This window comes from Coprobacter secundus subsp. similis, assembly GCF_015097275.1.
GTDB classification, from domain to species: domain Bacteria; phylum Bacteroidota; class Bacteroidia; order Bacteroidales; family Coprobacteraceae; genus Coprobacter; species Coprobacter secundus.
This window is the reverse complement of the sequence record NZ_AP023322.1, coordinates 160,281-184,589: the sequence shown is the minus strand read 5'-3', so window position 1 is coordinate 184,589 and position 24,309 is coordinate 160,281. Positions and strand designations below refer to the sequence as shown.

The 24,309-nt window shown below is 44.3% G+C and carries 21 protein-coding genes, 1 tRNA gene and 1 pseudogene; 19 read left to right on the top strand and 4 right to left on the bottom strand.

The genetic code is table 11. The features are described 5' to 3' along the window. Window positions 1-2: 2 nt before the first annotated feature. Both Cop2CBH44_RS00645 and Cop2CBH44_RS00640 read left to right on the top strand, forming a co-directional pair. Complete coding sequence (locus Cop2CBH44_RS00645; protein ID WP_021931107.1) at window positions 3-368, top strand: helix-turn-helix domain-containing protein; 366 nt, start codon at window positions 3-5, stop codon at window positions 366-368. A gap of 141 nt (window positions 369-509) precedes the next feature. Beyond that, window positions 510-800 carry a helix-turn-helix domain-containing protein gene (locus tag Cop2CBH44_RS00640; RefSeq protein ID WP_200755321.1) on the top strand — a complete coding sequence of 97 codons (291 nt, stop codon included), beginning with the start codon at window positions 510-512 and terminating at the stop codon, window positions 798-800. A gap of 61 nt (window positions 801-861) precedes the next feature. On the opposite strand, the gene Cop2CBH44_RS00635 is transcribed toward Cop2CBH44_RS00640, so the two are convergent. Beyond that, the gene (locus tag Cop2CBH44_RS00635) at window positions 862-1,770 is read right to left on the bottom strand and encodes a helix-turn-helix domain-containing protein (protein WP_200755320.1); all 909 of its coding nucleotides are present in this window, start codon (window positions 1,768-1,770) and stop codon (window positions 862-864) included. 49 nt (window positions 1,771-1,819) lie between these two features. Further along, window positions 1,820-2,356, bottom strand: coding sequence for a sugar O-acetyltransferase (locus Cop2CBH44_RS00630; RefSeq protein WP_200755319.1), 537 nt, complete (start codon window positions 2,354-2,356; stop codon window positions 1,820-1,822). A 54-nt stretch (window positions 2,357-2,410) separates the two neighbouring features. On the opposite strand from Cop2CBH44_RS00630, the gene Cop2CBH44_RS00625 reads away from it, so the two are divergent. Genes Cop2CBH44_RS00625 through Cop2CBH44_RS00615 form a run of 3 tightly spaced genes read left to right on the top strand, consistent with a single transcriptional unit; the run spans window position 2,411 to window position 4,765 of the window. Beyond that, on the top strand, window positions 2,411-2,560 hold the full coding sequence (locus Cop2CBH44_RS00625; RefSeq protein ID WP_200755318.1) for a hypothetical protein: 150 nt from the start codon (window positions 2,411-2,413) through the stop codon (window positions 2,558-2,560). Between the two features lie 6 nt (window positions 2,561-2,566). Then, window positions 2,567-3,739, top strand: a complete 1,173-nt coding sequence (locus tag Cop2CBH44_RS00620) for an aldo/keto reductase (RefSeq protein WP_200755317.1) — start codon at window positions 2,567-2,569, stop codon at window positions 3,737-3,739. A 6-nt stretch (window positions 3,740-3,745) separates the two neighbouring features. Then, on the top strand, window positions 3,746-4,765 hold the full coding sequence (locus tag Cop2CBH44_RS00615) for an alpha/beta hydrolase (RefSeq protein ID WP_200755316.1): 1,020 nt from the start codon (window positions 3,746-3,748) through the stop codon (window positions 4,763-4,765). 442 nt (window positions 4,766-5,207) lie between these two features. Here the strand turns inward: Cop2CBH44_RS00615 and Cop2CBH44_RS00610 are convergent, their stop codons facing one another. Continuing rightward, window positions 5,208-6,332 carry an IS3 family transposase gene (locus tag Cop2CBH44_RS00610; protein ID WP_200755315.1) on the bottom strand — a complete coding sequence of 375 codons (1,125 nt, stop codon included), beginning with the start codon at window positions 6,330-6,332 and terminating at the stop codon, window positions 5,208-5,210. Between the two features lie 884 nt (window positions 6,333-7,216). Between Cop2CBH44_RS00610 and Cop2CBH44_RS00605 the strand changes: the two genes are divergently transcribed. The 8 genes and pseudogenes from Cop2CBH44_RS00605 (at window position 7,217) to Cop2CBH44_RS00570 (ending at window position 14,016) form a co-directional block, all read left to right on the top strand. Continuing rightward, a complete protein-coding gene (locus Cop2CBH44_RS00605) occupies window positions 7,217-8,029 on the top strand; it encodes a purine-nucleoside phosphorylase (protein ID WP_200755314.1) in 813 nt (270 codons plus the stop codon). A gap of 230 nt (window positions 8,030-8,259) precedes the next feature. After that, window positions 8,260-9,315 carry a thiamine-phosphate kinase gene (gene thiL / locus Cop2CBH44_RS00600; protein ID WP_200755313.1) on the top strand — a complete coding sequence of 352 codons (1,056 nt, stop codon included), beginning with the start codon at window positions 8,260-8,262 and terminating at the stop codon, window positions 9,313-9,315. Window positions 9,316-9,378: 63 nt separating this feature from the next. Further along, window positions 9,379-9,451, top strand: a tRNA-Phe gene (locus Cop2CBH44_RS00595). Between the two features lie 350 nt (window positions 9,452-9,801). Then, window positions 9,802-10,188 (top strand): HEPN domain-containing protein, encoded by a 387-nt coding sequence (locus Cop2CBH44_RS00590; protein WP_200755312.1) that lies wholly within the window; start codon window positions 9,802-9,804, stop codon window positions 10,186-10,188. Then, window positions 10,167-10,463 carry a nucleotidyltransferase domain-containing protein gene (locus Cop2CBH44_RS00585; protein ID WP_200755311.1) on the top strand — a complete coding sequence of 99 codons (297 nt, stop codon included), beginning with the start codon at window positions 10,167-10,169 and terminating at the stop codon, window positions 10,461-10,463. Before Cop2CBH44_RS00590 ends, Cop2CBH44_RS00585 begins: the two co-directional genes overlap by 22 nt. A 354-nt stretch (window positions 10,464-10,817) precedes the next feature. Continuing rightward, complete coding sequence (locus Cop2CBH44_RS00580; protein ID WP_021931110.1) at window positions 10,818-11,117, top strand: nucleotidyltransferase family protein; 300 nt, start codon at window positions 10,818-10,820, stop codon at window positions 11,115-11,117. Then, a pseudogene (locus Cop2CBH44_RS16620) lies at window positions 11,110-11,450 on the top strand (HepT-like ribonuclease domain-containing protein). Before Cop2CBH44_RS00580 ends, Cop2CBH44_RS16620 begins: the two are co-directional and overlap by 8 nt. Window positions 11,451-12,291: 841 nt before the next feature. Then, complete coding sequence (locus tag Cop2CBH44_RS00570; protein ID WP_200755310.1) at window positions 12,292-14,016, top strand: beta-L-arabinofuranosidase domain-containing protein; 1,725 nt, start codon at window positions 12,292-12,294, stop codon at window positions 14,014-14,016. On the opposite strand, the gene Cop2CBH44_RS00565 is transcribed toward Cop2CBH44_RS00570, so the two are convergent. Continuing rightward, on the bottom strand, window positions 13,992-14,186 hold the full coding sequence (locus Cop2CBH44_RS00565) for a hypothetical protein (RefSeq protein WP_200755309.1): 195 nt from the start codon (window positions 14,184-14,186) through the stop codon (window positions 13,992-13,994). The two genes, Cop2CBH44_RS00570 and Cop2CBH44_RS00565, sit on opposite strands and share 25 nt — an antisense overlap. A 169-nt stretch (window positions 14,187-14,355) precedes the next feature. Between Cop2CBH44_RS00565 and Cop2CBH44_RS00560 the strand changes: the two genes are divergently transcribed. From Cop2CBH44_RS00560 to Cop2CBH44_RS00535, 6 genes are all read left to right on the top strand, one after another. Beyond that, window positions 14,356-14,613, top strand: a complete 258-nt coding sequence (locus Cop2CBH44_RS00560) for a hypothetical protein (RefSeq protein ID WP_055095782.1) — start codon at window positions 14,356-14,358, stop codon at window positions 14,611-14,613. 252 nt (window positions 14,614-14,865) lie between these two features. Further along, entirely contained in the window at window positions 14,866-17,976 is a 3,111-nt protein-coding gene (locus Cop2CBH44_RS00555) for an HD domain-containing protein (RefSeq protein WP_200755308.1), read from the top strand. A 26-nt stretch (window positions 17,977-18,002) separates the two neighbouring features. Continuing rightward, window positions 18,003-19,364, top strand: coding sequence for an RNA/DNA-binding domain-containing protein (locus tag Cop2CBH44_RS00550; protein WP_200755307.1), 1,362 nt, complete (start codon window positions 18,003-18,005; stop codon window positions 19,362-19,364). Between the two features lie 31 nt (window positions 19,365-19,395). Further along, window positions 19,396-19,719, top strand: a complete 324-nt coding sequence (locus Cop2CBH44_RS00545) for a hypothetical protein (RefSeq protein ID WP_246469152.1) — start codon at window positions 19,396-19,398, stop codon at window positions 19,717-19,719. 747 nt (window positions 19,720-20,466) lie between these two features. Then, window positions 20,467-23,529: an Eco57I restriction-modification methylase domain-containing protein gene (locus Cop2CBH44_RS00540; protein WP_200755306.1), complete on the top strand. Its 3,063-nt coding sequence runs from the start codon at window positions 20,467-20,469 to the stop codon at window positions 23,527-23,529. A gap of 4 nt (window positions 23,530-23,533) precedes the next feature. Continuing rightward, a complete protein-coding gene (locus tag Cop2CBH44_RS00535) occupies window positions 23,534-24,265 on the top strand; it encodes a hypothetical protein (RefSeq protein WP_200755305.1) in 732 nt (243 codons plus the stop codon). Window positions 24,266-24,309 lie beyond the last annotated feature (44 nt).

The following is a 24,309-nucleotide window of genomic DNA, read 5'->3' as shown; positions in this document are numbered from 1 at the left end:
ATATGGCAAAGATTCAGAATGAAACAGCTTACAAAGCAGCAATGGAGAGGATAGAAGAACTTCTGCCATTGGTTGACGACAACACACCTTTGAATGACAAAAATCTGATAGAATTAGATTTGTTGTCCGAACTCGTTGCAGATTATGAAGATGAACACTATCCGATAAAATCACCCTCTTTGGTAGATGTGATAAAGCTTCGTATGTATGAAATGGGCCTGAATCAAATAAAACTTTCAGAACTTCTTGGAGTAAGTCCCTCACGAGTCAGCGACTATCTTACAGGACGCTGTGAGCCCACCCTTAAAGTCGCCCGTGAAATAAGCCGGAAACTCAATATCGATGCAGATATAGTATTGGGAATCTGACCGGAAATTGCAACCCGGCATACCCGTTTACACGAAAATTGTACAAATCACCGGAAGGAAGGCAATACCTTAGCACCGTCCCATAGACACTGAAGTGCCCCCCAAAAGTTGGACAAAAAACCCAATAAAAACAGTGCAATAATGAAACACACCTTAGAAGAAAAGCGGGACATAGTCAGGCAAATCAAGAGAGGCCGTCCCCTCTCGAGTCTGTGCAAGACCCTACATCTCGACCGCCATATGGTCAGGAACTGGCTGCTGAGATACGAAAAATACAGAGACCAAGGCCTCCGAATACGTACCCCAAAATACCACTTCAACACCCAAGAAAAAGAAAGAATAATATGGGAACATACAAAAAAAAGAATATCTTTAAATCTCCCCTCTCGAGAGGGGCCAGGGGTGTGTGACGCCCGTGCAAAGCTTCCTTAAATCAAAAGCAACCACCCAAAGCCGACAGATACCTCCTCTCAAAACAGCAGCAAAAAACACCTCAATTAGCACAATCCTGCCTATACTCGTTCGGCGTACACCCCGCCATCTTCTTGAACCAGCGGCTGAAGTGCTGCGGATACCCGAAACCCATTTCATCTGAAATCTGGCTGATGCTCTTCCGCGTGTCGACGATACGCTCTTTAGCTATGTCCATAACCTTTTGCTGGATGTGCTTGATGGCCGACATGCCGGTCTCCTTCTTCACCAAATCGCTGAAATAATTGGTCGAAAGGCACAACCTGTCAGCACAATATTGCACAGTCGGGATACCTTCAGCCACAGGCAAAGCGGAATTATAGTAATCGTCAAGCAGAGATTCGAAGCGTGCCAGCAGGTCGCTGTTCATGTTCTCCCGTGTGATGAACTGTCGGTCGTAGAAGCGGATGCAGCGGTCGAGGAAAAGTTTGATGGTATCGAGAATCAACGAACGACTATGCTTGTCAATAGGATGCCGCAATTCTTCCGCCACATTTTCCATACACTCGATGACCACTTTGCGCTCCTGCTCCGACAGATGCAAAGCCTCATTGGCATTGTACGAGAAATAAGAATAATCACTCATGATACGAGCAAGAGGAGTGCCGCGCAACAGTTCCGGGTGGAACATCAATGCCCATCCTGCCGGCTGGTGCAGGTTGCCGTCATCGTCCGAACCCATCACCTGCCCCGGAGCGACAAACAGCACAGAACCTTTTTCATAATCATACAAGCTCCGCCCATAGTTCATAGTGCCGCAGTCGGTGTCTTTCAGCAACACAGCGTAGATGTTGTACAACTTCTTCGAATGCCGTATCGGCTGCACCTCGTAGCAGTTCACCACACTTACCAACGGGTGCAATGCCTCGATGCCGAAGAGGTCGCAATATTGCTGCACCGTATCTATCCTCGTTATATTTCCCATATCCATCCTTTCGTTTCCACAAAAATAATGTTTTACCCCGATATTCTGCTGTTTATTACAGACGTTTTATGACTTTAGCCGGATTCCCTACCGCAACACAGCGAGCCGGGATGCTCCGTGTCACCACGCTTCCCGCACCGATGGTCGTACCCTCACCGATTTCTACTCCGGGCAGGATGACAGCACCACCGCCTATCCACACCTTCGAGCCTATCCTGACCGGACGCACAGTCGCCTTTCCTTTGGCTCTCTCTTCCGGGTCGAGCGGATGATTGGTCGTGTAGATACGCACGTCCGAACCGATAAACACATCATCGCCAATCTCCACACCGCCTGCCGGCTGGAGCGTACAATTGTAATTGATAAACACACGGCTACCGAACTTAACCCGGCTGTCTCCATAATTACAATGCAGTGGAGCGAAGACGGTCACACCGTCCAGGTCCCTGCCGAACACTTCCTCCAATATTTCCCTGTCTCCGGTCGTGTTGAATTTCAGCAACAATCCCATCGTCCGCGTCCGTTCATCCACCTCCGCCTTGTCCCAAGCCCGATATTCCCGCTCGGGCAACAATCGTTTCCTATCTTCCATATTGTCTATTCCTATTATTTGAACGCAAAGATAACTCGCTCAATACAAGAGTGCATGACCCGAATCACAGACTATCTTACCATTTTCACAGATACGGCACAACACCAACAAGAACCGATGAAAGTGGTAATTATATCCGTGATTGTGATACAGACAAGGAAACGGAGATGGCGTAACTTTGCAACAGAAACAATTAAAAAATAATCATATATGAAAAAGAATATGGATATGAGCCGCCGGGGATTCCTCAAGATGGCGGCAATGACAGGAACGGCGATGTGCATCGAGCCGGCTCTGAACAAAGTAACAGCAGCCGAAAAAGCTCTGAACGGACAACGGCAAGCGACAAACAATATTCCCGCAGGCATGGCGGCGGTACGCACGCAGCGCACACTCGGCAGCGGCAAGGCAGCATTCACCGTCTCGGCGATGGGCTACGGCTGCATGGGACTGAACCACAACCGCAGCCAACATCCGTCGGAAGACAAAGAAATAGCCCTCGTACATGAGGCGGTAGAGCGTGGCGTGACACTCTTCGACACGGCAGAGAGCTACGGATACCATGTAAATGAAAAATTAGTAGGCAAGGCATTGAAAGGCCACACCGGACACGTGTTCGTCTCCTCGAAGTTCGGCCACAAGTTTGTGAACGGCGTACAAGTGAAGACGGAAGAAGACAGCACTCCGGCAAACATCCGCCGCGTGTGCGAAAACTCCCTGCACAACCTCGGAGTAGAGACACTCGGCATCTTCTACCAGCACCGCATCGACCCCAATACACCCATCGAAGTGGTGGCGGAGACGTGCGGTGAGCTTATCAAAGAAGGCAAGATACTGCACTGGGGCATGTGCGAGGTGAATGCCGACACCATCCGTCGGGCACACAAGATATGCCCCGTCACAGCCATCCAAAGCGAATACCACCTCATGCACCGCACGGTGGAGACAAACAGTGTGCTTGCCGCGTGCGAGGAGCTGGGCATCGGTTTCGTCCCATACAGCCCACTCAACCGGGGTTTCCTCGGTGGACTTATCAACGAATACACCCGGTTCGACACCACCAACGACAACCGCCACACCCTGCCCCGTTTCCAGCCCGAAGCCATCCGAGCCAACACACGCATTGTAGAAGTCCTCAATGCCTTCGGCCGCACACGCGGCATCACCCCGGCACAAGTCGCACTGGCATGGCTGATAAACAAACGCCCCTACATCGTCCCCATTCCCGGCACCACCAAGCTCTCACACCTGGAAGAGAACCTTCGAGCCTGCGACATCACGTTTACAGCAGAAGAAATGGACGAGTTGGAAAAAGCCGTAACCGCCATTCCGGTCGTGGGCAGCCGTTACGACAAGTTACAAGAATCTAAAATACAGAAGTAAGAAGCCATGAAAACATCCATTATTATATGTATGCTGGCGGCATTGGCATCATGCAGCAACAGCCATGTATTACAGATTGCCGAGCAAGGCAGTTTCGCCATAGGAGGAACAGTACTCACCGACTCACTGGGACGGCAATACCACGGAGACCACGCCTACGTGTTCTATCAGAAACCCGTGGATGCACGGAAGTACCCGTTGGTCTTCGCACACGGCGTAGGCCAGTTCTCCAAAACATGGGAAACCACCCCCGACGGACGAGAAGGATTCCAGAACATCTTCCTGCGGCGAGGCTTCTCCACCTACCTCGTCGACCAACCCCGACGGGGCAATGCCGGACGCAGTACCCAGACCGTCACCCTATCCCCCGACTTCGAAGAAGAAGAATGGTTCAACCGCTTCCGCCTGGGCATCTGGCCCCACTACTTCGAAGGCGTGCAATTCAGCCGTGACAAAGAAGCACTCAACCAATACTTCCGCCAGATGACACCCACCATCGGAACGATAGACCTCGAACTCTACTCCGACGCCTATGCCGCGCTGCTCGATACCATAGGCCCCGCCATACTCGTGACACACTCGCAAGGAGGAGGAGTAGGCTGGCTCACCCTGCCCAAAATAAAAAACATACGGGCCATCGTCGCCTATGAGCCGGGCACGAACGTACCCTTCCCCCAAGAACAAATGCCGGAAGAAGGTAAAGTCATTACGCTCTCCAAAAAGACTGAAGGCGTAGAGGTGCCGATGAACGTGTTCATGAAGTTCACCAAGATACCCATCATCATCTATTACGGAGACAACCTCCCCCAAACCGACGAACGCCCCGAACTCTACGAATGGACGCGTCGCCTGCACCTGATGCGCAAGTGGGCTGCCCTCATCAATCAGTATGGCGGCGACGCCACGGTGATACATCTGCCGGAGATAGGACTGAAAGGCAACACCCACTTCCCGTTCTCCGACCTGAACAACGTGGAGGTGGCCGACCATCTCTCCCGATGGTTGCACGAGAAAGGACTGGACTGACCCCTCCGGCACAGCCCCTCTCCCACATCTGCACGACACTGACAAATACCCCTTCAATCCCCTCTCAAGAGGGGAATTCTAACACAACAAACTACTCATTATCAGTAAAATAGAAGCACCAAAAATCTCCCCTCTCGAGAGGGGCTGGGGGTGTGTCACGCCTGTGCACAGCCACCTACATCAAAAGCATCCACTCAAAGCCAAGAAATACCTCCTCGCCAACAGCAACAAAATCATCTCATCCCAACCCGCTCCTCTCATCGTAACACACCCCTTTATCCCCTCTCAAGAGGGGAAGACCACCACTCACCCCCCCCTCATTAGCAAGAAAAAAGCAACATCCAACCTCCCCACATAACATCCCCATTTCCAACAAGAAACGAGCATCCAAATCTCCCCTCTTGAGAGTGAAGTGCCCCCAAAAAGTTGGACGGGTTATACATTATCCGGTAATGGAAAGAGTCCGGTATTGTACCGGGCTCTTTCCCTTTAACCGGGATTTTATTCTCCTATGGTTATAATAATCGATATATTCCTCCAAAGCTCTCGTGAAGGCTTCAGGGGATTCGAAGTTTTCGGCATAGAGCAGCTCGGACTTCATGATGGCGAAGAAGCTCTCGGCCATGGCGTTGTCCAGGCAATTGCCCTTGCGTGACATGCTTTGGACCACGTTGCGCTCTTCGAGCCGTTGGCGGTAGCCGTAATGCTGGTATTGCCAGCCTTGGTCGGAGTGCAGGATTAGTCCTTCCAGGTCGTCATTCCGGGAAAAGGCTTTGTCCAACATATCGTAAATCTGTTCCATGTTGGGGGTTTCGGAGAGGTTATATGAGATGATTTCTCCATTGAACATGTCTATTATCGGCGAAAGGTACAGCTTGGCCGGACCGATGTTTATCTGCGTCACGTCCGTGGCCCATTTGCGGTTGGGGGCTTCAGCCCTGAAGTTCCTGGCGATGATGTTGGGGGCTGTCTTGCCGGCCTGGTGCCTGTATGAGCGGTAACGGACTTTGCGGATTCTGCTCTTGAGCTCCATTTCATCCATCAGCCGCCGTACGGTCTTATGGTTGGTCGTGAAGCCTCTGTTGCGCATCTCGGCCGTCACCCGACGGTAACCGTACCGGCCCTTATGTTCATGGTAAATGGATTTGATAAGTTCCTTTTCGTGTACATACTTGTCCTTGTCTTTCAGATGTTTAAGATGATAGTAGAACACTGAACGGGCCATCCTTTTTAACTTTAGCAATAAGTCTAGGGGGTATTCCGGCCTTAGTTCGTCGATGGCTTTTGCCCATTCTCTCGTGCCCGGGCTTTCTTTTCCTCGACTAAGGCCTTCACTTTTTTTAGCAGCGCATTCTCGGCTCTGAGCCGCAGGTTTTCTGCCTGGAGTTTCTCCAGTTCTGTCTGTGGTTCTTTTTTCTTGGGTCTTGCCATGGGGCTCGGCTGTTTTATCCGGTAAAGGGAACCTCCTGTGCGGGCCTTTCTCAGCCAGGATTTTATGGTACTGCGGTCTACATCGTAACGGAGGCTCAGTTCTTGCAAAGATATTCTTTTTTTTGTATGTTCCCATATTATTCTTTCTTTTTCTTGGGTGTTGAAGTGGTATTTTGGGGTACGTATTCGGAGGCCTTGGTCTCCGTACTTTTCGTATCTCAGCAGCCAGTCTCTGACCATATGGCAGTCGAGATGTAGGGTCTTGCACAGACTCGAGAGGGGACGGCCTCTCTTGATTTGCCTGACTATGTCCCGCTTTTCTTCTAAGGTGTGTTTCATTATTGCACTGTTTTTATTGGGTTTTTTGTCCAACTTTTTGGGGGCACTTCAGAGGGGCCGGGGGTGTGTGACGCCCGCGCACAACTACCTCAAATCAAAAGCAACCACCCTAAGCCGACAGAAACCTCCTCACCAAACAGCAGCAAAACATCTCATCCCAACCCGCGCTCCTCACCATAACACACCCCTTAATCCCCTCTCAAGAGGGGAAACATCCACGCCACAAATCTCTCATTACCAACAAGAAAACAAGCATCCAAATCTCCCCTCTCGAGAGGGGCTGGGGTGTGTCACGCCTGTGCACAGCTACCTCAAATCAAAAGCAACCACCCAAAGCCGACAGATACCTCCTCACTACACCAAAACAAACTTCCCGTAATACTTCAGCCCAACCCGCGCCCCTTTCCATAACACACCCCTTAATCCCCTCTCAAGAGGGGAAACATCCACGCCACAAATCTCTCATTACCAACAAAAAAGTAACTTCAAAACCTCTCCTCTAAAGAGGGGCCAAGGGGTGTGTCATGCCTGCGCAAAGCCTCCTAAAATCAAAAGCAACCACCCAATCCCCAACAGCCCCACCGTAAAAACAACAGAAAAAAACACCCCCGCCACGACAAACCCAAACCAAAAATCACTATATTTGTTTCCATTGTATAACATATAAAAACAAAACCGACTATGTTAGAAAAAATTAAAGAAACAGCCACATTCCTCAAAAAAGAATACCCCGTAATGCCCGAGACCGCCATCATACTCGGCACAGGACTCGGAGAACTGGTAAACCATATCGACATCGAAAAAGAAATACCCTACCAGCACATCCCCAACTTCCCCGTCTCCACCGTAGAAGGACACAGCGGGAAACTCATATTCGGCAAACTCGGCACCAAGGAGATACTCGCCATGCAAGGCAGGTTCCACTACTACGAAGGATACGACATGAAACAAGTCACATTCCCCGTACGCGTCATGAAACAATTAGGCATCAAGCACCTGTTCGTATCCAACGCAGCAGGAGGCATGAACCCCGCCTTCGCCGTAGGAGACCTCATGATCATACGCGACCACATCAACCTGTTCCCCGAACACCCCCTCAGAGGCAAGAACTTCGAAGAACTCGGAGTACGCTTCCCCGACATGAGCGAAGCCTACTCCAAACGGCTCATCGACAAAGCCCTTAAAATAGCCGCCGACAACAACATCAAAGTACAACAAGGAGTATATGTAGGCACACAAGGGCCCACATTCGAGACACCCGCCGAGTACAAATACTTCCACACCATCGGAGGCGACGCCGTAGGCATGTCCACCGTACCCGAAGTCATCGTCGCACGGCACGGAGGCATCGAAGTATTCGCCATATCCGTCATCACAGACCTCGGAGTAGAAGGCATCGTCGAGAAAGCATCCCACGAAGAAGTACAAAAAGCCGCAGCCGCAGCACAACCCAAAATGACGCTCATCATGAAAAAGCTCGTAGAGCAATTCTGAAAAAAAGACAACACACAACCACGCCCGCAAAACCTGTCCGGAACCTGCCCCCCGCACGGGCACCCTTCAAGAACAGCCTTTGCGGGCATCCTTTTTGCCCCGATAAAAAATATAACCGGCAACACCCGGGCAAACACCGGAACCATCCGGAACAAAATTTGCCCCCGCCTTTTACCCAAGTCTCGAATACAAACACTACCTTTGCCACAAAAAAATAGACAAACACAAATATGGAAAATATAAAACGCACCGAAATCGCCACATTAGGAGAATTCGGACTCATCAAGCACCTCACCCGGGACATCCGGCACAAGAACCCCTCCACGCACAAAGGCATAGGCGACGACGCAGCCGTACTCCAGTACGACCACAAGCAAGTACTCGTCACCACCGACCTCCTCCTCGAAGGCATACACTTCGACCTCACATACGTACCCCTCAAACACCTCGGGTACAAATCGGCCGTCGTCAACTTCTCAGACATATACGCCATGAACGGGCAGCCCAAGCAACTCACCCTGTCGCTGGGCATATCCAAGCGCTTCTCCGTCGAAGACCTCGAAGAATTCTACGCCGGCCTCCAACTCGCCTGCGACGTATACGGAGTAGACCTTGTCGGAGGCGACACATCCGCCTCCCTCACCGGGCTCGCCATCAGCATCACCTGCATCGGCGAAGGCGACACAGGCAAAATCGTCTACCGCGACGGAGCCAAAGAAAACGACCTCATATGCGTAAGCGGAGATTTCGGAGCCGCCTACATGGGGCTGCAACTCCTCGAAAGAGAAAAAAAAGTATTCACAGGCGACAAAGACTTCCAGCCCGCATTCGAAGGACGCGAATACCTCCTCGAACGCCAGCTCAAGCCCGAAGCCCGCAAAGACATCATCGCAGAACTCGCCCGGCACAACATCCTCCCCACCGCCATGATGGACGTATCGGACGGACTCTCCTCCGAGCTCCTGCACATCTGCGACCAGAGCCACACCGGCTGCCGCATCTACGAAGACCGCATACCCGTCGACTACCAGACCGCAGCCATGGCCGAAGAGTTCAACATGAACCTCATCACCGCAGCCCTCAACGGAGGCGAAGACTACGAGCTCCTCTTCACCGTGCCCCTCGCCGCCCATGACGAAGTCATCACCATACCCGGAGTCCGCGTGATAGGCCACATCACCTCCCCCGCCTTAGGCGCCTGCATGATAACCCGTGACGGAGCCGAGATAGCCCTCAAAGCCCAAGGATGGAACTCGTTAAGCGAAGAAAACGACCATCCCCAATAAATATTCCCCATTTTATTTGCACGGGAACAAAATAATCCATACATTTGCACTCGCAAAAACGATGGTGCCATAGCTCAGTTGGTAGAGCAAAGGACTGAAAATCCTTGTGTCCCCGGTTCGATTCCTGGTGGCACCACTTGAAAATCAGAGAGTTACAATTTAGTAACTCTCTTTTTTATTGCTTTTACCCCTTGTTTGAGCAGCAGTTTAAGCGATTTGTTTAAACCATAGTTTAAACCGTGGCAATTACAGTAAAAGAGCTTTGTTACAAGTATAAGGTACCCACTAACAACAAATCACATCCAATACTGAGAAATGACAAAAGACAGAAAACCAAAATATGTCAGTCCGGACAAAAGAACGTAGACACAACAAAAGTGCTAATTTACAATTGATTTATGGTAGAATACGGAGATTTTACAAACGATGCGGGACTTTCTCAAAGATAATCTCTATATTTGCATATAAATGATAAAGTAGCAACAGATGAATGACAAGGTAACATATTGGGTTGAAATGTCAGATTATGATTTCGACACAGCAAAAGCTATGCTTGAAACCAAGCGTTACCTGTATGTCGCTTTCATGTGTCACCAAACCATAGAGAAGATTCTCAAAGCATATTGGAGCAAAGTGTTGGAAGAACCGCCTTTGAAGATTCACAACTTATCAAGACTTGCGGAAAAAAGCGGTTTGGATAAAGACATGTCAGAAGGACAAACGGACTTCATAGACGAGCTTGAACCGTTGAACATAGAAGCACGTTACCCCTCATATAAGGAGAGGTTGATGAAAAGTCTGACCGCTGACCGTTGCAAAGATTTGATTGAACAAACAGACAAATTAAGAACATGGATAAAGAGCAAGCTATAAAATTGGCACAACGCTATAAGGCAGTAGTCGCAGAACGATTGCCGTTAAAGGCTCTTTACCTTTATGGCTCATACAGCAAAGGCAACCATACGGAGGACAGCGATATTGATATTGCCGTAGTTGTGGAACGCATGAGCGACAACTATTTTGAAGATACTCCTTTATTGTGGAAACTGAAACGTAAGGTAAGCAACCTTATAGAACCGGTTCTACTTACAGAAGACACAAACAATCCCCTATATGCAGACATTCTCAAAACAGGAATACTAATATAAAGGAGAAATAACTATCCCGTACAAAAAATATATCAATCAGTACATCCATTAACAATTCAAGCCGTTTAAACTCATGTTTAAACCAAGCGAGTAGATAATAAAATAGTGCTACGATAAATTTCTAAAACGGCATTTATGCAAAATAAGCATGAGTGCCGCCTCTTTTTGTCTGTCCAATTTTTCTTTCAGTTCTTCTTAAAAGAAGATATAGGATATGCTGAAAATCAGACATGAGTATAAAGAGTACCTTTTTTTGAAGAAAGTTCATTTTACAGGGAGAGTTAGAAAAAAGTCCTCACAAGAATATAAAGAAATTATAAATTTAGTATCTTTGCATTATAAGTAAGTTCGTTTATGAAGCTGATAGAAAACAACATACAGAAGATTATCGCTTTGTGCAAGAAGCACAAAGTAAGCAAATTGTTTGTGTTCGGCTCTATCCTTACCAATCGTTTCAATGACAATAGCGATGTGGACTTGGTTGTCTCTTTTAACAAGGCAGAAGTAAGCGATTACTTCGACAACTACTTTGATTTCAAATATTCGCTGGAAGAATTGTTTGGCAGAGAAGTTGATTTGTTAGAAGAACAGACCATAAAGAATCCATATCTGAAAAAGAATGTGGATGCAACAAAAGCATTGATATATGGATGATTTGATAAAAAAGCACTTGCAAGATATTCTGACTGCCGTTGAAGAAATAGAAAGTTTCTTTGGTCACAAGCCGAAACTGTTTGAAGACTTTTACAGCAACCTCTGCCTTAGACGTGCCATTGAACGGAATATAGAAATTATAGGTGAAGCCATGAACAGAATCTAAAAACAGATAGAAACATAGCTATCACCAATTCACGAAAGATTGTAGATGCAAGAAATTATATCATACATGGATATGATAGTTTGTCGGCTGATATTCTTTGGAGCATGGTTATCAATCATCTGCCGAAGCTGGAAGATGAAGTAACAGCATTACTGAATAATAAATGATACAGCCTTTCTCAATACCGATATACTGAAAACTGGGATATTGATATAAGAAAGAAATACCTATCCATACAAAAAATATAGTAATCAGAGATAATCAGTACATCCATTAACAATTCAAGCCGTTTAAACATGGGTTTAAACCAAGCGAGTAGATAATAAAATTACGGGAAATTTTAGTAACTCCACTGATTCATAAAGTGACATAGCTCAGTTGGTTGCTTCCAAAAGTGAGCGTTAGCGAGCTTTCGGATGTCGAAAAAAAGCAAAGGACTGAAAATCCCTGTGTCCCCGGTTCGACCCATGGTATTTCCACTGAAAATTAGAGAATTAAATAAAATATAGCTCTCTTTTTTCTTGTCTTTACCCCTTGATTGAGCCTCAGTTTCAACCCTTTGTTGCAACCGTGGCAATCACAGTAAAAGAGCTTTGTTACAAGTATAAGGTACTCAGTAACAACAAATCACCTATAATGGGAAGATAGCAGGCCATCTGACAAGAGAAAACGGGAAAGGAAGTCGAAAGAAAACGCAAAAACAGCCGGATAATATTTTCTTATTGGAAAAGATTGTTAGACAAGCCCTAAACTAAACCTGTCAAAATCGATAAATTATAAATTTAAAAACTATCTTTGCAGTGTTTTGTGCCTTTTTCCCAATATGACAACACTGAAGATGCACCGAGGATACCCGCCATGAAAATCACACGATACACAACGATACCGTGGAGAATACCGTGTTTCTGGAATCAAAACGAATGACCCTGACGAGTACCCTTCATACATCGGGAACCGACTCCCGAAAAGCATCACAATCATCATTACCAACCACAATAAACCGAAGAAATGAACCAGAATAAGAAAATCAGATTTGCCTTAGGAATTCTTTTATTTTACATTACCGCCAGCCTGCAAGCACAACGCAGCCTGCAAGAAATTCCATTTGCAGACATAGAGATGCAAGGCGAGCTATACCAACGGATAAGTAAAAACTTAGGACGATTGCACGAAGAAAAATATCAGCCCCAAAATGTATTCTTAACAGAAGAAGAGTCCGGCAACTGGCCCGGTGATACAGAAGGTCGCACAATTCTCGCCTTAGTCTTAGACGCACAAGCCTCCCATAAAGCCCCCCTCCATTTAAAACAAATCCTTGACCAGATTCCGGCACATCTGAACGAGAAAGGATACATGGGGCCGGTTTACGAAGGGAAAATGAACGAACAGCAAGTCTCCGGCAACGGCTGGATGCTGCGCGGGCTATGCGAATACTACGCCTGGAAGAAAGACCCAGACATATTGCCGATAATGAAAACAATTGTCGAAAACCTTTTCATCAAAGGAAAAGGATTCTATGCCAACTATCCCATCGACCCGAAATCCCGGAAGGCAGACGTAGGCGCCGAGTCCGGGTCTATACAGAACACAGTAGACGATTGGATGCTATCCTCAGATATAGGATGCGTATTCATAGGGATGGAAGGGGCAATCCATGCCTACCAATACCTACGTATGCCGGAACTTAAGGAAGTGATAGAAGAAATGATAACCCGCTTTCTGGAAATCGACCTGGTCAAAATCAAGGCCCAGACCCATGCTTCCCTAACCGCCTGCCGGGGATTATTGCGCTATGACGATATTACAGGAGAAGACAAATACTTGCAGGAAGTCGAGGAACGATGGCAAACTTACAAACGCAACGGCATGACAAACAATCACGAAAATTACAACTGGTTCGGACGCTTCGACACCTGGACAGAACCCTGTGCAATCGTAGACTCGTACCTACTCGCCGTACAACTATGGCAACACACCGGAAAAGTCGAGTACCGGAACGACGCCGAACTGATATACTATAACGGAATCTGCCACACACAGCGCTTTAACGGAGGCTTCGGATGCGACAATTGCCCCAATGGGAAAATGCCTTATCTGAAAGTCCATGCCCCCGAGGCCCATTGGTGCTGCACAATGCGCGGAGCCGAAGGATTGTCACAAGCGGTCAAATACGCATATCGGCTCGAACAAGACACCCTGTTTATCCCCTTCTTCCACCGGAGCGAGCTCTCGTGGAAGAAAGATACAGACAAGGCATTCGCCCTGCAACAAGACACACATTACCCGTTCGGTGAGACGGTATCCTTAAAAGTGGAAAAGAACACGGCCGGGATAAAATCATTAAAACTTCCGATACTGCCTTGGGCCTTCGATTACACAATATCCTTCAACGGGAAAGAATGCAAACCCAATGCAAAAAACGGATTCTTCACTTTATGTGCCGATTTTCACCCCGGCGATATCATTGAATTGAAATTCAAACAAAAACTGGCCGCTGTCCCCATGTCACATGCACAAGACAACGACACCTTCAACAAACGCTTCTATTATGGCCCCCTGCTATTAGGAGCCAAAACCGATACCCCTATCAGCCTGGACGAAATAGGACAACTGAGACCGATGGAAAATCTACACTTCAAAGTGCTCGACCGGAATACCGTACTATCCCCAATCTACCATTTGCTGGATCCGGACGTTTGGGAACCCGATTACAAAAAACAGATATTATTCTGATTCAGCCCCGTCACTACAGCCACATCAAAACCCGAAACAGAAGCGGCACCAAGAACCTGTCCGGACTTTGTGCCCGGACCAGGTTCGGAAGCCCCTCCCGCAGATGTTTTTCCGTTTTTACAAGGAAGATAGCGGGGCTGTCCGACGAGAGAAAACCGGAAAATCTTCATATGGTAAATACACGCACTACAACAATCATACAAATTATCAGCATTTCTATTCTTTCATTATTAAAATAGCGATTTTCACGGCAAAAAAGTTGCCGTGAAAAAATACGGTTTCGCGTATTATCACTAAATTTGCGGTATACGCCAATAAAATGGAATAATAAATCGAGCCATGGATTATAAACAAGCCCTTTCCAATCTGCTATTTTCAGATTTAGCAAATAAATACTTTACAGGGGACCCTATCTCTGAAACAGAGTTTAAACTTATGATTGAGACCATGAAAAGTAAGCATGATGACAGCATTGATAATAGCAATCTAAAAACATGTGATAAAGCAAAGATGAAAATTCTATATGAGAAACTTGCAGATTCTATTCAAGAATACGCTTTAGAAGCCTTAAGAACAGAAAATAAATTAGTCAAATAAAAGCGTTGCAATGAAAGATTTAAACAGACTGAAAATTGTATTGGTTGAACAAAAGAAAACCGACGAGTGGCTTGCCAAACAACATAGCAAAGCCCCCTCGACAGTTTCCGAATGATACTCAAACAAAATGCAGCCATCGTTGGAGATACACTCAAAGGCTGTGTACGTTTGAGTCTGTTTTCCTCGATAAATCTCGAATCTAATGCAATTTCAAGAAGAACAAGTGACTGGCATAAATAAAACGGAAAAAATATGAATGATAATACCTACTATAAGAACTACACCTTAGAGAAGCATCTGAAATCTCTATCTGAAATGGATAGGGACTATGAGTTATTATACTCTATCTGGAGGTTAAATAAACAGAATCTTGCTCAGGGATTAAACTTAGTTTCTAACGCATATCCTCATTATAGTAAACATGACATTAGTCATTCTATGACTATTATAAACAATATTCAATGTCTATTGGGAGAAGAACGCATCAAACGTTTAGGAGCAACAGATACATTCCTTATATTAATGGCCTGCCTGACCCACGACATAGGAATGATACTCACATATAAAATAATCGAAGAAGAATGGAAGAACGATAGTTTCAAAGAAATTCTAACCAAGATGGCAGATAACAATGATTCGATAATAGCAGAATCTGCCAAATTATTATTAGATAAAAGTAATACAAACGATTCAAAACAAGATAACTTCAAATGGGCTTTAGAGATTAAGAATGCTGTCACTATACTGACTGCCGAAATTTTTAGGAATAAGCATGCCAAACAGAGTGCAGACAACATTCTATCTAATGACGAGTTTAAGAAACTTGCAGACAATTACTATTCAGAACAACTGCCTAATCGTTTTATAGAATTATTGGCGAGCATCGCTCTATTACACGGAGAGAATTTTAATGATGTAATAATCCGTTTATATCAAAAGGCTAATGGATATAAAGGAGACTATATACATCCTCGTTTCATAGCCTGCATGATTCGAATAGGAGATTTGTTGGACTTTGACAACAATAGATTTGATGCGTTTTCCATTGCCTCTATTAAACAGATGCCGGAAACATCCATTTTACATCAGCAAAAACATGCTGCAGTACGACACATGCTTATATCTCCGTCAAAAATAGAAGCAGAATTAGATTGTCCCGATGAAAGTGTCTATAGGACAGCGAGAAGCTGGTTCGACTGGTTGGAAGAAGAAGTCAATAATCAAAGCCAAGAATGGCCAAACATCGCACCCCCTGATTTAGGAGGATTACCCCCTATTATCAGTAAGGATTCCATAAAAATATTATACAAGGGAATCCAAGCAAGTCCCGAACTGCTGAATTTAAAATTCACAATGTCACAAAAGAAGATGTTCAACATCTTGCAAGGCGGCGGCATATACAAAGAACCAGGATTTGCTTTTATCCGGGAAATCGTGCAAAATGCTTTTGATGCAAGCAAAATTCAAATGTGGAATGATATCAAGGCCGGTATATATGACTCATATTTTGAGGATAACAATACAACAGTAGATACAATATCATTCCCTGATGAGATTATGCCATCCATTTATCGTCAATACCCGGTATGCTTAACTATAACTTGGTCAAATGAACAAAAGGATACCATTCGCATTACGTGTGAAGACAAAGGCACGGGAATTTCAGAAGCTACATTATTAAGAATGACGAAATATGTGGGTGATAGCCATCAAAGAGAGCAGGAATATACCGAGAATTACAAAAATATGCCATATTGGTTAAGACCGACAGCAGCATTTGGAATCGGATTGCAGTCTATCTTTTTTGTTGCAAAAACATTCGAAGTAGAGACTGCATTCCCAAACGAAAAAACCAAGCGTATAATATTTAGATCTGCTGCAGACAATCAATACTGCTCTATTGCAGAAGAGAATATAAACAGAAAAAGAGGTACAACAGTCATTGTTGATATAAACAAAGAAAAGTTTCCCGAACTATTCGGGACAACCTTTAGTTGGGATATCCTAGATTCTGTCGATGTATTTAAGGGTGAAGAAGACGATATATATTTGGCGAAGATAGATAATTTTGTCGTCAATACATTTAAATACATCAAAAACCTTTGCTTTAATTACAAAACAATAAATTCTGAACGCAACTTTGAAAAAGATGTCCTATCAGATTCTATAAAATATACACCCGTTGATAAAGATTATAAGCTTTCACATAAATATGTAAATGGCCTCTTGGTTTTTGATTTCATCGAAAAACAATTTGGTTCATCATTCAGCCTGTGGTTTAACAATGACATGAAATATCATCATCACCTTTACCAACGGTTGTTATTAAGAGACGTGATAGTTTCTAACGCTAAATTCAATTATTGGAAAACCGGATATTTAGGATTCGAGTGGAATTTAAATAATCAAACTACCGACACCATTGTTGATATATCAAGAGATAATCTTACATATACCGGTAAAGAATGGGTGGCAGATACCCTTCTATCTGAATTACTCCCTCATACAATAGAATTGATATCCGAGGTCTTTGACCAAGAATTGAACGGTGCTGACGAAAATGCAAAGAACTTGGATATTCAATACCTAAATTATTGCTTAACTGCATTTGCATATGGTAAAAATAACTATGACCTAACAAAATTATCTCAAAGAGAAATTCCTAAAGATATAGCCTCATATAATAAGCAGGCAATAACAGCTGACAAGTTAATCGAAGCTAAAACACTGATTTTGATCAGTAGTTCTAAAATAAATGCAGTAGGTAATATTTTAGAAAGAGAGATAAATCGTATCGAAGAAAAATATAGTAAAACTTTAGCTAATGAGATAATAATCTGGGGAGACAACTATCTTCAAAATGCCTTTATGTTCAATTATATATGTTCTGAAGTTCTCCTCTACAACAACGATTGCGAAATATATAAATTGGAAAAAATCACATCAAATAGCAACGACTACAAACCAATAAAGCATGTTGTGGAATATTTGAATATACTGGACAATATGGGACTCCATAAATGCTCGCGAAAAGTAATCTACGGATTAGAAGAATATCCCAACATATCAGTAAAAAGATGTTGGATATCCGGCTTTGAAAACTTTCCACCATATAGTTCGTGTTGCATTTATTCCCCATTCACAAATAAGAGAGAAATAGAAAACTTACTGAATCATGCCAAGGATATGCCGGAATCAGATATAAAAAGTTATATCCGTGAAAACTTGTCGTCATATATCACCCCATATATGATGGACATCATTAGGGAGTATAACATACATGCTGATATATCAGATAATAAAATAAAAGAAGATTATATCAAGTTAATATATGACTTTATCAAGTTAAAACAGAATAGTTAAAGCATAACACTAAAATTGACTTTTATATGCCAGAAACCAGCCGCATAGAATATAAAAGAGAATTGACTCCCGAACTTGATATAGAAAAAGAAGTCGTGGCCCTTTTGAATTACAAAGAGGGCGGATACATCTATATCGGCATAGACAAGGACGGTTCAACTGTGGGCGTGAATGACATAGATGATTGTATGCTTAGGTTGAAAGACCGCATCAAGCACAATATATCTCCTTCTGCAATGGGGCTGTTTGACATTGCTGAGGAACAAAAGGATGGACATAGCATTATCAAAGTCACAGTAGCAAGCGGCATTGAGAAACCATATTTCAAAACAAAATACGGAATGACCCCGAGAGGTGCATATCTGCGTGTGGGAACATCGGCAGAGCCTATGCCACAAGAGCAGATTGACCGCCTGTTTGCCATGCGTACACGCAATTCCATCGGACGCATTGTGTCCAACCGCCAGGATTTAAGCTTTGAACAGTTGCGTATCTATTATGATGAGCGAGGCAAAAGACTCAATGATAATTTCAAGCGGACATTGGAATTGCTTACAGATGATGGCAAATACAACTATGTGGCCTATCTTTTGGCAGACGAGAACGGCAATTCAATCAAAGTGGCAAAATATTCAAGCCTTGACCGTTGCGATTTGGTAGAGAACAACGAGTATGGTTATTGCTCACTTATCAAAGCGACCAAAAGTGTGCTGTCGAAGTTGGATATTGAAAATAAGGTTGCTGTAACCATAACACCGATGGAGCGCATCGAAACTCCATTATGGAACAAAGTTGCTTTGCGTGAAGCTGTTATCAATGCCATCGTGCATAATGACTATTCGTTTGAGGTACCGCCAAAATTTGAGGTATTTCCCGACAGACTTGAGATAACCTCGGCAGGGCGTTTGCCGGAGTCCCTATCCAAAGAGGAATTCTTCAATGGAATATCCATTCCACGCAACAAGGAGTTGATGCGTATCTACCGCGATGTGGAATTAGTAGAGTCGTTAGGCTCCGGCATACCTCGTATACTAAGAGCATACGGCAAAGATTGCTTCAAGTTCACAGACAACTTTATTCGTATAACCTTCCCTATAAGTGCTCATGACCATGCAAGTGACCATGCAAGTGACCATGCAAGTGACCATGCAAGTATACAAGTAATAAAACTCGTTTCTGTGTTGATTGGAGAGATGGGACGCTCAGAATTGCAGGAATTATTATCAATAAGGAATAGAGATTATTTTAGAACAGATTATTTAAATCCGGCTATTAATAACGGTTATATAGAACTTACCATTCCCGATAAACCTAATAGCCAAAATCAGAAATACCGCCTTACCGCAAAAGGCTTAGCCTTGAAGGAAGCACTAAAAAACAATACGTGATTTTTCATGGCTTCACACTGATTCTTCGCTTATGGTTACAATATATCTGGATAAACAAGTGTTCAGTCATCTGTTCAATGCAAGAGAAGAAAAATACTCTCTTTTGCGTGAAAAGATATTATCTCACAAGGATGAGTTTATTTTCTTCTATTCAAATGCCCATTTATTTGATTTGCAAGATGATAAAACAGATATCAAGTACGCTGAAATGAAGTTTATGCAATCGATAGTGGATGGATGTCGTTTAATATATGAAGGCAATAAGCAGGAAATTATAAAGCAATCCCCACTTGATGCTTTCGGCACTATAGGTAAAGTTGGAGATTTCTCTTGGCTCGAAAATTTTGACTTTTAATTTCGCGCTACTACACACTATTCAGATGCGATATATGGCAGATAAGAGAAGTCTGCGCCGGACTTGGAGTTAAAATTATCAGAGATCAACACATTACACTATCATTCAATAATTTAAGGGAACTCCTGTTTTGAAAGTATTTTGACGTTGCTTCAAAGTACGAAAGTTGCTAAAATTGAAAGTTGCCATCCCCAAAATGTTCTGCTATTTGGATTTAGTAACTCTGGTGAAAAAAATTTTTTGGGCAGATTTTTAGTGAACTTTGTTTGTAAAACAATTCAATTCACTGACTATCAATAAATAAAATTCAGACAGATTATAAATAAAGACATTCGCAGAATGTGTCACACGATTTAGGGTATCATCGTATATAGTCACCTAAAATTATTACGAGTATCATTTTTATTTGAACCCATCTTTACCCTCCATGATTATTCAACTATATAGCCATGCCCCCAATTCATGGGAAAAAACAACTTGTAGCATTCATCCGACAGCCAATTCACTTTGCCCTTACGGTGACATTCTTTTGTGACACATTTTCATCGGATAGCTTTGGGTTGTTAGAGCGGCCCTTTATAATATTTAGGCGTTTGTCAAAGATATTTTTGTTCGGCCATACCTGTATGCCACGAAAATCTTTTCGTGGGAAGCCCAATTGCCTCATCTCCCCCCTCGATATTCTGCTTTCCAGACCTGCTGAATCTCACGAATTCTTCCTATCTTTGTAGAAGAAAACAAAATGGCATGGGAAAATCGTTAAACCAATTTCTGTCTCAGTTGAACATCGGAGAAGCCGTTTCCTTCAAAAAAGGAAACGGGACATACTCCCCCACCATACATTTCGACATACAGAACAAATTAAGCCTCATCGACCCCGATGCCATATTCATCTATAACAACCAGCCGCTCATACTCTTCTTTGACCTGTCGGGCAACACCGATACGAAAAGAGAAGAAGACATCCATAAAAAAGTCTGGTCGTTCGACTACTCCCCCATAGCCTTTGTCATCAAAAACCGGGAAATAAAAGTATACAACGCGCTCAACTACATCAAAGACAAGCGCCGCCTGGAAGAACTGCATCTGACAGACGAAGAAATTACCAGGAAATTCTCATTCTGGAACATCCAAAGCTTCGGGATATGGACATGGTTCCAAAAAGAATACATCGAGCCATACAAAAAGAAAGGCATAAAAAAGCGCGTCAACGAACGCCTTTTCCAGAACATAAAAGACATCAGGAATGCATTGGCCGACAAAGAAAACGACCCCGAAGGCAGCATCCCGAACTCCCTCATCCTCAGGCTGATTTTTATCAGATACCTCATTGACAGGAACATAAACATCGATACCCGATACATAACAGGAGACGACATACCCGCAAGAAGATACAGCTTCAGCAACCTGATTCAAGAACCAGACAAGCTATTCGAACTATTCGCCAAACTGAACGACAGGTTCAACGGAGTCCTGTTCAAAGACGTAGACATCAAGCTCACACACGAACAAGCATCAGCACTATCCGACATATTCAAAGGAGAAACACCCGAAAAAGGCACCCTCTTCTACGGGAGCGATTTCTACTTCGAAATATTCGATTTCTCCATAATCCCCGTAGAAGTCATCTCCGGAATCTACGAGTCCCTGATCGACCCCGAGACAAGAGACCTGCAATCCGCAGTATACACACCCTCATTTTTGGTAGAATACATACTCCACGACACCATCGACGCCTATCTCTCCCAAAACAACACATCCGAATGCAAAATATTTGAAGTAGCCGTCGGTTCCGGCATCTTCTTAGTCCAATCCCTGAGAAGGATGATCGAAAAAGAAATAGAACTGCACGGCAACGACGATAAAAAGACATTCAGCGAACGCATCAGGAGTATAGCCAAGAACAACCTGTTCGGTATCGACATCAACAAAGAAGCCCTGAAAGTCACATGCTTCTCCATATACATCGCCCTGCTGGATTACCAAGAGCCGAAAGACATCAACACATGCCAATTTCCCAATCTGCTGGACGAGAACCTCTTCCATGCCAATTTCTTCGACACGGCCCATCCCTTCAACCAGGTAATCAACCGGACAAGGCCCCATTACATCCTGGGAAACCCGCCGTGGAAAAGCAACAAAGACCGCTTCCATCTCGAATGGCTGAAGTCGAACAAAAAAACCGTAGGACGGTTCGAGATAGCCCAATCCTTCCTCCTGCGGACAAAAGACTTCATGCACTCCGGCACAAAAGCCGCGCTGATTGTCACGAGCACCATATTTTACAACGTATCACAGACCACAAGACAGTTCAAAAAAGAATTTCTCACCACATACAACATCGACAAGTTCTTTGACCTGTCACCCGTAAGACGCCTGATTTTCGAAGAAAAAGACAGTCCAGCCAGTATCGTATACTACCAACTGTCCCACAACAACGATTACCTGAAAAACATCATCATACACCAATCCCTTAAAATCAACTACTTTCTCAAATACTTCAAGATGATACTCATCGAGAAATACGACCAGAAAAGCATCTGCCAACGATATTTCCTCGAATACGATTGGATGTTCAAAGTAGCCCTATACGGTAACATCCTGGACTTCAACCTGCTCAAAAAAATACAAAACAACAAGAAAAAAATAATCGACTACATAGACAACAAAACCATCTTCGCAGGCGCAGGCATACTCAAAGGCACAAAAGACGAATACGGGCCCTTCACACCGATCCTCGGCAAACCCGTCATCGAAAATGCAGACATAAAAAGATACTTCTCATACTCCCAAGACCCCTCCGGCAAAATAGAGAACGACGACATCTACATCAAAAGCGGAAGAATCAAAGGACTATACGAAGGACGACAGATTCTGATTAAAGAACAAGCCAAGAACGAATCAGAAATAGTCATCTCGTTGGCAGACAAAGAATACGTATTCCGAAAAGGAGTCTTCGCCATCAGCAGCACACACTCCCAAGACACCATCAAGAAGCTATACACATACCTCATCACCGACCTGTACCAGTACTATATCTATATGACATCCGGCTCGTGGGGAACCTCCACAAGGCCCCAAATCAGATGGAAAGAAGAGTTCCTGTCATTCCCCATAATCGATGCCGGCGAAAAAGAATCGGTCACCCTTGCAAGCAGCATAGACAGGCTCATCGGGCAATTCAAAGCAGGCGACACCGGATTCATGCAATCAGAACCCCGTATAAATCGCGAAGCCCTGGACACCATAAACCATACCATAAACCACATATACCGGATAAACGAATACGAAAAAGACCTCATCGACTACGTCCTGAAAATATCCAGATACCAGTTCCAGGACAGCAAGCAACATCTGGTCACAGACTTTACATTCAACAACAAATCCGATTACAGATACCAAAAAACAGTCCTTGAAAAATATGCAGAAGTATACATCCGCGAATTTCAGAAAATATACCCCGATGAGCATATCCAAGTCGAGATTTATCCCCTGAAGCACTTCATCGCGATGAATTTTATCTTTTCGCCCGAAGAAGCGACCGGCAAAATCACATATCCCCAAGACAAGAAAAACGAAGCAGAAGTCCTCGAAAAAATCGGCAACCTGAGCATATCGCAAATCACAGACACCGCCGACAAGGCCAAAAACCTGTTTATCCGGAAAGACATAAAAGGATTCGAACAAAACTCGTTCTATATCATCAAGCCGAACGAATACAAATGTTGGCACCGCGCTATGGCATGGTATGACGTCGCAGAGTTCAAAGCAGAGATTGAAAACGCAGAGTTGGACCAGTTAAACATGTAACCAAATGAGAGAAGCCTCAATATTCGTATCCAACCGCAAGCAGTCCATTACAGCCAACAGGATAAAAAACATACTATGGTACATCGGAGAATGCTATATACTACTCCGTAACGACAAAGCAAAATACTCCAAAACATACGTAAAAGAACACACGGCAATACACTTCGAAGACTTCCTTCGCTTCAGGCTGGTCGAAGACTACCTGGCCAAAAACAAAAACCTCCTGAAAGCCAGGACATCCGACCTCGACGAAATCAGTTTTACCCCAGAAACACAAAAAGAATACATAGACCAGACCGATTACAAACAAAAAACCGACAAAATCGACATATTTGTCAATAAATTAGGACTGGCACAAACCTGGGGAGAAAACGAAGACAAAATATATTTCGCCATAGAATGCAAAAGAATCAGTAACCTATCAGACACCAGCCGCTACATCGGAGACCTGCTCAAATTCACAAACAGAAGTTACATCGAGATAAGGCTGCCCTTCGAAGGACAGCTGGGATTCATAGAGTCCCATTCCCTGTCCGACCGGCAAATAGTCGAAGAGATAAACGGCAAACTCCGGCATGCAAGCCACATTACGACAGAACGGCCATTACGGCCATGCCACATCCATCCGGACATCCCGGGTACCTACAAATCCATACACCGACGGAACACAAACATAAAAGAAACATTTTCCATATACCATATCTTCCTGGACTACTCCGATATAGTAACCAGCTGAAACACCCTCTTGTGTAGACCCCTGTACATTATTCATAACCTCCT

What these genes read in the sequence shown, in the direction of transcription:
- Cop2CBH44_RS00645 (WP_021931107.1), top strand. Translation starts at nt 3, where the DNA reads ATGGCAAAGATTCAGAATGAAACAGCTTACAAAGCAGCAATGGAGAGG.
- Cop2CBH44_RS00640 (WP_200755321.1), top strand. Translation starts at nt 510, where the DNA reads ATGAAACACACCTTAGAAGAAAAGCGGGACATAGTCAGGCAAATCAAG.
- Cop2CBH44_RS00635 (WP_200755320.1), bottom strand. Translation starts at nt 1,770, where the DNA reads ATGGATATGGGAAATATAACGAGGATAGATACGGTGCAGCAATATTGC.
- Cop2CBH44_RS00630 (WP_200755319.1), bottom strand. Translation starts at nt 2,356, where the DNA reads ATGGAAGATAGGAAACGATTGTTGCCCGAGCGGGAATATCGGGCTTGG.
- Cop2CBH44_RS00625 (WP_200755318.1), top strand. Translation starts at nt 2,411, where the DNA reads ATGACCCGAATCACAGACTATCTTACCATTTTCACAGATACGGCACAA.
- Cop2CBH44_RS00620 (WP_200755317.1), top strand. Translation starts at nt 2,567, where the DNA reads ATGAAAAAGAATATGGATATGAGCCGCCGGGGATTCCTCAAGATGGCG.
- Cop2CBH44_RS00615 (WP_200755316.1), top strand. Translation starts at nt 3,746, where the DNA reads ATGAAAACATCCATTATTATATGTATGCTGGCGGCATTGGCATCATGC.
- Cop2CBH44_RS00610 (WP_200755315.1), bottom strand. Translation starts at nt 6,332, where the DNA reads ATGGGAACATACAAAAAAAAGAATATCTTTGCAAGAACTGAGCCTCCG.
- Cop2CBH44_RS00605 (WP_200755314.1), top strand. Translation starts at nt 7,217, where the DNA reads ATGTTAGAAAAAATTAAAGAAACAGCCACATTCCTCAAAAAAGAATAC.
- thiL (WP_200755313.1), top strand. Translation starts at nt 8,260, where the DNA reads ATGGAAAATATAAAACGCACCGAAATCGCCACATTAGGAGAATTCGGA.
- Cop2CBH44_RS00590 (WP_200755312.1), top strand. Translation starts at nt 9,802, where the DNA reads ATGAATGACAAGGTAACATATTGGGTTGAAATGTCAGATTATGATTTC.
- Cop2CBH44_RS00585 (WP_200755311.1), top strand. Translation starts at nt 10,167, where the DNA reads ATGGATAAAGAGCAAGCTATAAAATTGGCACAACGCTATAAGGCAGTA.
- Cop2CBH44_RS00580 (WP_021931110.1), top strand. Translation starts at nt 10,818, where the DNA reads ATGAAGCTGATAGAAAACAACATACAGAAGATTATCGCTTTGTGCAAG.
- Cop2CBH44_RS00570 (WP_200755310.1), top strand. Translation starts at nt 12,292, where the DNA reads ATGAACCAGAATAAGAAAATCAGATTTGCCTTAGGAATTCTTTTATTT.
- Cop2CBH44_RS00565 (WP_200755309.1), bottom strand. Translation starts at nt 14,186, where the DNA reads ATGAAGATTTTCCGGTTTTCTCTCGTCGGACAGCCCCGCTATCTTCCT.
- Cop2CBH44_RS00560 (WP_055095782.1), top strand. Translation starts at nt 14,356, where the DNA reads ATGGATTATAAACAAGCCCTTTCCAATCTGCTATTTTCAGATTTAGCA.
- Cop2CBH44_RS00555 (WP_200755308.1), top strand. Translation starts at nt 14,866, where the DNA reads ATGAATGATAATACCTACTATAAGAACTACACCTTAGAGAAGCATCTG.
- Cop2CBH44_RS00550 (WP_200755307.1), top strand. Translation starts at nt 18,003, where the DNA reads ATGCCAGAAACCAGCCGCATAGAATATAAAAGAGAATTGACTCCCGAA.
- Cop2CBH44_RS00545 (WP_246469152.1), top strand. Translation starts at nt 19,396, where the DNA reads ATGGTTACAATATATCTGGATAAACAAGTGTTCAGTCATCTGTTCAAT.
- Cop2CBH44_RS00540 (WP_200755306.1), top strand. Translation starts at nt 20,467, where the DNA reads ATGGGAAAATCGTTAAACCAATTTCTGTCTCAGTTGAACATCGGAGAA.
- Cop2CBH44_RS00535 (WP_200755305.1), top strand. Translation starts at nt 23,534, where the DNA reads ATGAGAGAAGCCTCAATATTCGTATCCAACCGCAAGCAGTCCATTACA.